Annotated in this window: 9 protein-coding genes; 5 read left to right on the top strand and 4 right to left on the bottom strand. The window is 67.6% G+C overall.

Going from position 1 to position 10,050, the window contains the following annotated elements:
• The first annotated feature begins 36 nt into the window (after positions 1 to 36).
• The 5 genes from ACIRRY_RS15095 to ACIRRY_RS15115 all read left to right on the top strand — a co-directional run bounded on the left by ACIRRY_RS15095 (position 37) and on the right by ACIRRY_RS15115 (position 6,246).
• Positions 37 to 1,560 (top strand): aldehyde dehydrogenase family protein, encoded by a 1,524-nt coding sequence (locus tag ACIRRY_RS15095; protein ID WP_403972212.1) that lies wholly within the window; start codon positions 37 to 39, stop codon positions 1,558 to 1,560.
• Positions 1,561 to 2,569: 1,009 nt separating this feature from the next.
• Positions 2,570 to 4,156, top strand: a complete 1,587-nt coding sequence (locus tag ACIRRY_RS15100; RefSeq protein WP_403972214.1) for a serine/threonine-protein kinase — start codon at positions 2,570 to 2,572, stop codon at positions 4,154 to 4,156.
• Between the two features lie 80 nt (positions 4,157 to 4,236).
• The gene (locus ACIRRY_RS15105; RefSeq protein ID WP_403972216.1) at positions 4,237 to 4,809 is read left to right on the top strand and encodes a sigma-70 family RNA polymerase sigma factor; all 573 of its coding nucleotides are present in this window, start codon (positions 4,237 to 4,239) and stop codon (positions 4,807 to 4,809) included.
• A 117-nt stretch (positions 4,810 to 4,926) separates the two neighbouring features.
• A complete protein-coding gene (locus tag ACIRRY_RS15110; RefSeq protein WP_403972218.1) occupies positions 4,927 to 5,301 on the top strand; it encodes a DUF805 domain-containing protein in 375 nt (124 codons plus the stop codon).
• Between the two features lie 45 nt (positions 5,302 to 5,346).
• On the top strand, positions 5,347 to 6,246 hold the full coding sequence (locus ACIRRY_RS15115; protein ID WP_393049032.1) for a hypothetical protein: 900 nt from the start codon (positions 5,347 to 5,349) through the stop codon (positions 6,244 to 6,246).
• A 137-nt stretch (positions 6,247 to 6,383) separates the two neighbouring features.
• Here the strand turns inward: ACIRRY_RS15115 and ACIRRY_RS15120 are convergent, their stop codons facing one another.
• The 4 genes from ACIRRY_RS15120 to ACIRRY_RS15135 all read right to left on the bottom strand — a co-directional run bounded on the left by ACIRRY_RS15120 (position 6,384) and on the right by ACIRRY_RS15135 (position 9,557).
• Positions 6,384 to 7,703, bottom strand: a complete 1,320-nt coding sequence (locus ACIRRY_RS15120; protein ID WP_403972220.1) for an NPP1 family protein — start codon at positions 7,701 to 7,703, stop codon at positions 6,384 to 6,386.
• A gap of 105 nt (positions 7,704 to 7,808) precedes the next feature.
• Positions 7,809 to 8,105 (bottom strand): GyrI-like domain-containing protein, encoded by a 297-nt coding sequence (locus ACIRRY_RS15125; protein WP_403972222.1) that lies wholly within the window; start codon positions 8,103 to 8,105, stop codon positions 7,809 to 7,811.
• A gap of 5 nt (positions 8,106 to 8,110) precedes the next feature.
• On the bottom strand, positions 8,111 to 8,686 hold the full coding sequence (locus ACIRRY_RS15130; protein ID WP_403972224.1) for a helix-turn-helix domain-containing protein: 576 nt from the start codon (positions 8,684 to 8,686) through the stop codon (positions 8,111 to 8,113).
• Between the two features lie 97 nt (positions 8,687 to 8,783).
• Positions 8,784 to 9,557, bottom strand: a complete 774-nt coding sequence (locus tag ACIRRY_RS15135; RefSeq protein ID WP_403972226.1) for an SDR family oxidoreductase — start codon at positions 9,555 to 9,557, stop codon at positions 8,784 to 8,786.
• Positions 9,558 to 10,050: the final 493 nt, after the last annotated feature.

Consider the following 10,050-nt stretch of genomic DNA (forward strand, 5'->3'; position numbering starts at 1 on the left):
AACGGCGGGCAGCGCTGTTCCGGGAGGCAGACCAGGATGACCCGTTACACGGCACCCGGCACCGAGGGCGCGATCGTCTCCTACCAGGCGCGCTACGACCACTTCATCGGCGGCGAGTACGTGCCGCCGGCCCGCGGGCAGTACTTCGAGAACCCGTCCCCGGTGAACGGGCAGCCGTTCACGGAGATCGCGCGCGGCACCGCGGAGGACGTGGAGCGGGCGCTGGACGCGGCGCACGCGGCGGCGCCGGGCTGGGGACGGTCGTCGGTGACCGAGCGTTCCGACATCCTGCTCAAGATCGCCGACCGGATGGAGGCGAACCTGGAGCCGCTCGCGGTCGCGGAGAGCTGGGAGAACGGCAAGCCGGTCCGCGAGACGCTCGCCGCCGACATCCCGCTCGCGATCGACCACTTCCGCTACTTCGCGGGGGCGATCCGAGCGCAGGAGGGTTCGCTGGGCGAGGTCGACGACGACACGGTGGCGTACCACTTCCACGAGCCGCTCGGGGTCGTGGCGCAGATCATCCCGTGGAACTTCCCGATTCTGATGGCGACTTGGAAGCTGGCGCCGGCGCTCGCGGCGGGCAACGCGGTCGTCATCAAACCGGCCGAGCAGACCCCGGCGTCCATCCACTACTGGATGAGCCTGATCGCGGACCTGCTGCCGCCGGGCGTGGTGAACATCGTCAACGGCTTCGGCGTCGAGGCGGGCAAGCCGCTCGCGTCCAGCCCGCGGGTGGCGAAGGTCGCCTTCACCGGCGAGACCACCACGGGGCGGCTGATCATGCAGTACGCCTCCGAGAACATCAAGCCGGTCACGCTGGAACTCGGCGGCAAGTCGCCGAACATCTTCTTCGACGACGTGTCGTCGGCGAACGACGACTTCCTCGACAAGGCGCTCGAGGGCTTCACGATGTTCGCGCTCAACCAGGGCGAGGTGTGCACCTGTCCGTCCCGGGCGCTCATCCAGCGCGGCCACTACGCCGACTTCCTCCAGGCGGCCGTCGCCCGCACCGAGTTGATCAAGCCGGGCCACCCGCTCGACACGGACACGATGATCGGCGCCCAGGCCTCCAACGACCAGTTGGAGAAGATCCTCTCCTACCTGGACATCGGTCGGCAGGAGGGCGCGAAGATCCTCACGGGCGGTGAACGCCTCGACTACGACGGCGAGTTGAAGGGCGGCTACTACGTCCAGCCGACGATCTTCGAGGGCGACAACCGCATGCGGATCTTCCAGGAGGAGATCTTCGGGCCGGTGGTCTCGGTGACGTCGTTCGACGACTTCGACGACGCGATCAAGGTCGCGAACGACACGCTGTACGGTCTCGGCGCCGGCGTGTGGACCCGGGACATCAACACGGCGTACCGCGCGGGCCGGGCGATCCAGGCGGGCCGGGTGTGGACGAACTGCTACCACGCGTATCCCGCGCACGCGGCGTTCGGCGGCTACAAGCAGTCCGGTATCGGCCGCGAGAACCACAAGATGATGCTCGACCACTACCAGCAGACCAAGAACCTTCTTGTTTCTTACAGCCCGAAGAAACTTGGGTTCTTCTAGAGCCTCAAGTCGGGTGCCTTGAAGGAGCTTTCCCCTTTCAGGCACCCACGCGGGGCCACTATCCATAACCGGTCAGCAACCTTCCGGACCCGTTCACCACAAATCTGCGCCCGCCCCGCCCCAGCCACGGACCGGCTGGGGCGCTACGTTGCGGAGCCCTCGGTGGTGCGAAGCATGCGAGGAAGAGCGGACGACGTCGAGTGTCGGGCGTAATCACACGGCAGTGGGCTGTCGGGGAGAACTCGATGTCGTTGAGCACCACAAGGACTGGCTCCCAGCACATCCCTATGGTGTCGCCGTCCGGGATGACGTGGATCCGTCCTTGAGCTGACACCTGGAGCGACCACCCGCACCTTGCAGCCGCGGCACAGGCGCAGCGCAGGACTCAACTCCACCGAGCACCCTGCTGACTCAACCACGCTCGCGGCGAGAGTCTCTCGGGAGTCCGACCGATCGGAGCAGTCGACTCGGGACCGGGGGAAGGCGCTCGAGCGCGGCATCGAGGAGTTCACGGACCGGCCCGACCGCCCGCCCACACTCCGCACTGGACTTCTCTGCTCGCCAAGGGCACGGACCGGTTGGGGCCGCAGAACGACCCCTACAGCGCGTCGATGACACCGGCCGAGGAACAGTTCGTAGCGGAGTCCCACAACGCGTGCACAGCCCCACGGGAACTCCCGGGAACTCGCAGGTGGAAGCGGGCAGCCCCCAGGCACGGGAAAGGGCTCCGACCGGCCCATAAGACCAGGTCAGAGCTCTGCCGGCAGACGAGCCGGGCTGTACGCCCTGGACAGCGCCGTACGAGAGGGTGTCGGGCCGGTGGGAAACATCATGCCCGGACCATGGGACAGCGGTTGCCAGGTGTTCAACGACCGCTGAACCAGAAGCAGAAGCGGTGAACCCGACGCGCCGTCCACGGCGTGTAGGTGCCGAACGACGGCTCCAGGGACATCGGGCCGGCGTGGTGATCAGACGTTTGGAAGACGCGAGGAAAGCGAGTACCGCCGGGATGCACAACGAGGAGGCTGCCCAGGTGCCGCCTGGCCAGGAACGGAAGGTCGCGGGTCGATACCGGCTGTTGTCCCTCCTTGGCGAGGGTGGCATGGGGACGGTGTGGCGGGCGTGGGACGAGACGCTGCAACGCGAGGTCGCCGTCAAGGAGGTACGGGCACCGGCCGGGGCGGCAGCCGCGGAAACCGCCCAGCTCTACAGACGACTTGAGCGCGAGGCGTGGGCCGCCGCCCGGATCGTCAGCCCCAACGTGGTGACGGTCCACGACGTCGCCAACGCCGACGGCCGCCCGTGGATCGTCATGGAACTCGTCCGCGGCCGCTCGCTGGAGGAACTGCTGCGCTCCGAAGGGCCGTTGGCCCCGCGGCGGGTCGCGCAGATCGGCGGCCAGGTGCTGTCCGCCCTGCGCGCGGCGCACGAGGCGGGAGTCCTGCACCGGGATGTGAAGCCCGCGAACGTGCTCCTCTCCCAGGACGGCGGCAGGGTGGTCCTCACCGACTTCGGCATCGCCACGCTCGAAGGCGACGCCTCCCTGACCGTGGCCGGGCAGGTGGTGGGTTCTCCCGAGTATCTGCCGCCCGAGCGCGTGCTCGGGCGTACGCCGGGCCCGGCCTCCGACCTCTGGTCGCTCGGGGCCCTGCTGTACGTGGCCGTGGAGGGCGTACCTCCTTTCCGGCGGGACACCGCGCTCAGCACCCTTCGCGCAGTCGTGGACGAGAGGTTTCCGCCGCCTCGCCGCGCGGGGCCGCTGTCCACGGTGATCGCCGAACTCCTGCGCAAGGAGCCCACCGAGCGCCTCACCGCCGAACTCGCGCAGGAGCGCCTTCGGTTGATCGCCGCGGGGAGTGCCGCTCCCCCGCAGGCTCATCCCTCCACCGTCAAGGTGCCCACGATCGGCACTCCTCCGGCCCCTCCGCCGTCGGCGGCCTCGTCCGGGGTTCCTACGGCCCTGCCGACCCAGACCTCCTACGTGGCATCGCCGGTCTTCGCGTCCGTTTCCGGGCCGAGCCCCGCGGCCTCCGGTCCCCCGCACCGCACCAAGCGCGGAGTCGTCGCCGCCGTGACCTCCGGGTGCGCCTTGCTGATCGGCGCCGGACTGACATACGCATCGGTCGGCCACGACCATGAGCCGTCGACGTCGAACCAGGCTGCGACGTCGAGCACCCGGGCAGCAGAGGCCCCGGCAGCGGAAGCAGCGCACGTGACCGTGACCGTCACGGGTGAGAACACCACCTACGTCGGCCCGTGTGCCCCTCCGGCCGGACAAGCCCCCACCTTCACCGCCACGTTCACGGTGGACCGGACACCGGCCCAGGTCACCTACCGGTGGGTGACGGCAGACGGTTCGGCGGTCGACCGGGAGTGGCGCGCCCTCGACTTCGCCCGCGGCGGCGAGCCGACCAAGCGGGAGGCCATACGACTGACCTCTTACACGCAGGTCGGTACCTTCGCCAGTGAGATCGGAGTGCAGATCAGAGGCGCGGACGGGACCACCTCCAACAAGGTTCCCTTCTCGGTGACTTGCCGCGCGACAGCGAACAGGACGACGAGCCGGAGCTCTGCTCGCTCACTTTCCCGTCACTGATTCGGCACTGCCCCTTGCCTACTCTCGCCGCTCCAAGACCGAGAAGCCGACGGTTCCTTGGCCAGTCTGTCCCCCCGCCCATGCTGGCCAGGCCGTCGGTGCGAACAGAGCAGGACTATCACATCATGACGTTGCTTGCGGGCATCGATGAAAGTGCGCCCTCGTCCACCTCGGACAGGGTGCACGAGTTGGTGGAACAACATCGCCCTGCGTTACTGGCGTACACGCGGCGGTCCCTGACGGATCAACACCTCGCCGAGGACATCGTCCAGGAGACGTTCATCAGGGCGTGGCGTCACGCCGACCGGCTGCACCACCACGAGGGGTCGGTACGCGGGTGGCTACTGAAGGTGGCCAGGAACCTCATCGTCGACCGCATGCGCAGTGCCTACGCGCGGCACGAGACGGTGACCAGTCACACCTACGACACCACGCTGCCGGACCACACCGACGGGGTCCTGACCTCCCTTGAGGTGCTCTCCCTGCTGCGCTCTCTGTCCAGGGAGCACCGGGAAGTGGTGACGCTCGTGTACCTCTGCGGTCGGACGCTGAACGAGGCGTCGCTCATACTCGGCATACCGTCAGGAACGGTGAAGTCGCGCCATTTCTACGCTATGCGAGGGCTGCGCAAACAGTATTCCGCACGCCTCTGATCGGGCACACGGAACCTGGTTGAACTCTGCGGGACGGCCTTGTCGTGTAGAAGGCGGAGCAGCCGAGCGCAAAGAGGCCGCTCCGCCTTCACCCCGTCTCCGACTCAGAGGAAATCGATGACGTACTACTTCGATGTCCTGAAGCGCTACGGCGTCTTCAAAGGGCGGGCTCGGCGTGCCGAGTTCTGGCTCTTCAACCTGTTCGACCAAATCGCGGTGCTCGCCCTCAGCGGGGCCGGCTACCTCGCGGGAACCGAATACATCGCACTCGCCTACGGCATTCTCACCTTCCTGCCGAGTCTGGCGGTGACCGTGCGCCGACTGCACGACACCGACCGTCGGGGCTGGTGGCTTTTCATCGGGCTGATACCGGTGGTCGGGTTCTTCGTCCTGCTGGTCTTCCTGGTACATGACGGCAACGCGGGCAGCAACCGCTTCGGGCTGAGCCCGAAAGGCAGGCTGCTTCAGGTCCACCCGCAGCCGGTGGCGTGACACGTTCTCATCAATTCCGTACGTCAAACTCTCTCAGGAGTTCTCATGTCGAGTTCGCGTTCACGCGTCCTCCCACTCGCCTCCGCCGTACTGGCGGGGATGTTTTTCCTGTCGGCCTGCAACGGTGACGACGAAGCCGCACAGGCCGCGGCGGAAGCCACCAGCGCGCTCGAATTGCAGCAGGGCACCGCGCAGGAGAACGGTGCCAATATGAGCACCGGAGACCTTTCCGTCGCTGCCGCGCCCGCTGTCGCTGCCGTCGCTCCGAAACCGGTGCTCCGTAAGTGGGTGCAATTGAGCGCGAGTTCCGCGGGTGACCTCGATCCGGTGGTCATCAACGGAAAACAATTCACCCTCTACCGGTTCGACAAGGATTCCAGCAATCCCTCGCGTTCCAACTGCGCCGGTGACTGCGCGACCACTTGGCCGCCGTATCTGGTGGCGCGTGACGGCAGGGTCTTCATCGACGGGATCGACAAGTCGAAGATCGGCTTCATCGAGCGGGACGGCGGTTTCCAGGTCACGGTCGGCGGCTGGCCCGTCTATCTCTTCAGCAAGGACACCGCTCCTGGTGACACCAAGGGGCAGGGTGTCGGCGGTGTGTGGTTCGGCGTCACCCCGGACGGCGGCAAGGCTCAGGGCGGCGGCTCTTCCGCGGGGGGAACGGCGGCCCAGCCCTCGCAGCAGGCGTCGCCCACGTCCGATCCCGCGGACAACGTGACCGTCTTCGCGAAGACGAACTTCCTCGACGCGTCGCAGGGTGTCTCGGGACCGGGCTGCCAGAACGTGCGGTTCGACGGCTCGCTCCAGACCGGCGGAGGCTTCGTCAAGGTCTGGGACGGTCCGGACTGCACCGGCAACTCCAAGTTCGTCGAGGGCGACGTCCCGGACCTCTTGGGCGACACCGGCTTCCAGAACGTCCAGTCGGTGCGCTTCTTCAACTGAGGCCGAGGCCGCCGCCTGCGTGGCCGGCCTCCCCGGCATCCACCGAACGACCCCGGCGCGGCAGCGTCCTTCTCCTGCCGCGCCGGGGTCGTTCCCGTGTTCTCAGCCGTGTCGAGGGACATCAGCCACTCGGCACGTCAGCCGTTCGGATTGAGCGGCACTTCCTGGGGCTTGGCCTTGGCGAGGTGCTCCTGGAACGAGCCGTCCCGCAGGTCCAATTTCGCCTCTCCGAAATCGGCGTTCACCAGCTTGTCCCGCAGTTCCGTGCTCGGGAAGCCGTTCCAATCGACGAGCGGCGGATGGAACCAGGCGCCCGAGGCGTTCTGGACCTGCTGGTCGCTGCCGTCGGCCACGCGCAGGACGTGGGTCAGAAATCCGTCCTTGTGATACACGATCTTCGGGTGAGTGTTTTCGAACTGCACCTCACTGCGAGGGAAAGTATGGTAATTGCCGTGCGCGGTCACCGACACGAATTCCACTTGATTCGTACTCTGATTGATCCACGAAATGGCATGCTCCCAGTCGTTCGTGTGGCCAGTGCCCGTACTGGGTCGGTTGTTGACCTCGGTACCTGGATTTCCGATGGGTCGCTGTGACTCATCTTTCCTGAAATAGGTGCCGTACATGACGGCACACCACCCGTTGTTGCAGATCGATCTGGCGTAGAGCTGAGTACGCTCGAGGTCCGCCGGCTCCCGGCAGCCCTCGGTGATGTCTCCGGTGAGCGGCAGTCCCGGATTGATCTCGCCCAGCTGCGTGATGGCCGCGGCCGGGTAGCAGCTGTCCTGGTCGAAGTCGTAGGCGGGCGCGAAGGAACTCTCGAGTCCGCCCGCGTTCTGCGGGAGTCCCTGGAAGAATATGTTCTGCAGCGAGTCCGTGAACTCGTCACGATTCTTGATACCCTTCTTCCCCTGCTGGGACTTCTGAGAAGCCCCCTTCGAGGGAGAAGCGTGACTGTCCGTTCCGGACGAATTACTCGCACAGGCGGCGAGCGCGAGGACCGGGCTTAAGGCGGCTATCGCAAGAAGCCGCGGAAAGCGTCGTGTACGCACGGACTGCCCTTCTTTCACTGTGAGCCCGCTGTTTGCGAGCCTGGCAGTTAATACACGACGCCCAGACCCGGTTCGGGTCACCCCTCCATGGCAGCAGGAGCGAGAGTCGACCGAGGAATTCTTGAAGGAACTACGCCGGGTCACCAGGTCGAGCCAGCCGTCCCCCACCCGCTTGAGCGGCAGCCCCTGCGACCGGACGAGGTGCGAGACGAGCGCGGGCTCCAGGTAGCCCAGCAGCGCACGGCTGAGCAGGACGCCGTAGCAACTGGGGGCTGTCGGACGGAGGTTGGCGACGACCCACTCCTGGTACAGCCGACGGGTCGCGGACCGGCAGCGCTCCTTCGGGGGTGGCTCGGCGGCCAGTTGCAGTTCGTGCTCGTCCGCGTAACGGCGGACGAGGGCCACGCCGAACGTGCGCAGCCATCAAGCGCCGGCTCGGCATCGGGGGGCGCGGAGAGGAGGCAGGTGGCCCGAAACTCGTCCCCTGGATGGGCCGGTGACATGGCGGGCTCACTCCCTCGTTCGGCCACTCGTTCTTTCCTGAAACCGCTCGGAGGGGCCAAAAGGTTCGCGGTCACGACTCGCGTCGCCCTGGTCGGAGGGAGTGACCAGCCAGGCGACCAGAGTGCGCCAGCGGTCGGGATCGTCGGTGTCGCGTGGACCGACGAGATACGTCTCCTCCACGAGATCCCGGGCACGCAGGCCGTGTCGGGCGGTGAAGGAGCCGATGGCGGCGTAGGTGAGGTCGAGGTCGTCGTGCGGTCCGCGGTGGGTGGCGACGGCGACGGTCCGCCGGGGCAGCCTCAACTCCCTTACGGGTTCCGGTGCTTCCGCGGGCAGTGGTGCTTCGGCGGGGAGGTAGACCGTGGCTCGGCCGTGGCCCTCGGTGAAGAGCGTGTGCTGGTAGCGGCCGCGTCCAGGTCGCGCATCGCGGAGTCGTACCAGCTCAGCCCCGCCCCGGGCGGGACGTCGAGGGTCACGGCGAACACGCTTTGTGCCGGGAGGACTTCGAGGCTCACGGCTCGCTCGGCCCGCGGGTCGAGGATCTCCCGGAGCGCCTCGACCGCTCGCTGGGTACGGCCGAGCCGGTCTTCGAGCCGACGCAGGTGGGCGACGACGATCTGCTGCGCCGTACTGTGCCCCTCCTCGTTCCTGCCGATGGCCCCTGCCTCCAGGAAGCGCCTGAGGTCCGCCAGCGGAAGGTCGAGTTCACGGAACCGCTTGATGGTCAGCGCGGATCGGACCTGCGCGGGCGTGTAGTAGCGGTGGTTCGTGGCGGGGTCGACCTCGGCGGGGACGAGAATCCCCTGCTCGTGGTACCGGCACAGGGTGCGGATGCTCAGATGCGTGATCCGGGAGAACTCCCCGATCGTCAGCCGTGCTCCCACGCGGTCCTCCTCATCGTTCAGGCTATGCCGCCTCCGGCGGTCGCGTCGTCGTGTACGCCGACATCGTCGTCGAAGAGCGCGCGATGAGGACGGCGGCTCACAGCGTGCGGACGGTCCCGCCGTCGACGACGTACTCGGCGGCGGTGACCGCACCGGCCCGGTCCGAGACCAGGAAGCCGATCACCTCGGCCACCTCCTCCGGCTCGGCGGGCCGCCCGAGCGGGATGCCGCCGAGCACCCGCATCAGGTCCTCCAGGGCGGTCTCGCGGGAGACGCCGCCCTCGCGCATCCGGCGGGCGAGGAGGTGCTCGGCGCCGTCGGTGCGGATGAAGCCGGGCGCGACGGAGTTGACGCGGACCCCTGCCGGAGCGACCTCGTTGGCAAGTCCCTTGCTGTAGGCGGCCAGTGCGCTCTTCGCCGCGGCGTACGCGAGCGTCGAGTCGTGCAGGGGCATACGGCGCTGGATCGACGTCACGTGCACGACCGCACCCGACCCGCGGGCCACCATCCCCGGGACCAGCTGCCGGACGAGCCGGACCGCCGGGAAGAGGTTGAACGCCAGTTCCCGCGACCAGAGTTGGTCGTCGAGCGCCGCGTGTCCACCGGCCGGGGAGCGGGAGCCGCCCACGACATGCACCAGAATGTCTGGTACGCCGACAAGCTCGGTCACCGCGGCGGCCGCGGCCAAGACGCCCGCGGGGATGCTCAGATCGGCCCGCACGAAGAGGGAGTCGGGTCTGTCCTGGGCCGTACGGGCGACGGTGAGCACCCGTGCCCCGGCTTCCCGGAGCCGGTGTGCTGTCGCCAGCCCAAGTCCCTTGCTGCCGCCCGCCACCACGGCGACTCGTCCGTCGAGATCATCGCTGTTCATGCCCCGACCCTGCCCCCTCTCCCAGGGAGAGGCTCAAGTCGGCCCTCACGTTTCAAGCGATCGTCTGCTTGGTCTGATCTCACGTGACACGCGCGGCACTTGCTCCATCTCACCATCGATACCGACCTGGAAGAACCGACATGACGTCGCTCGGTGGGAAGACGATCGTCAGACCACGACGGCGGCGGCGAGCCTCGCCGTCGCCGCCGCGCCGACGCAGGCGGCCGCATCCGCGCCGGAACGTGCGCAGCCCCAGCGGCACTGAGCGCCGCCCAGTCGGCGAAGCATCTCGGCGCTGCTCCGGACCGGCCGGAGCACCGAGGCAAAACGGCTGCTCCCGGCGGTGCGGGAATACCCGGTGTCGACATGACGCCCGGGGTGGGGATACGGGACGCTAACCTCGCGCTTTCATGAGCGTGCTCGTCCATGCCTTGATCAAATAAGCGAAGAGTGCTCCTGACCTGCAACGATGGGACTTGTCGAGGGTCCTGTC

This window comes from Streptomyces sp. NPDC101776 (assembly GCF_044766845.1).
Lineage (GTDB): Bacteria > Actinomycetota > Actinomycetes > Streptomycetales > Streptomycetaceae > Streptomyces.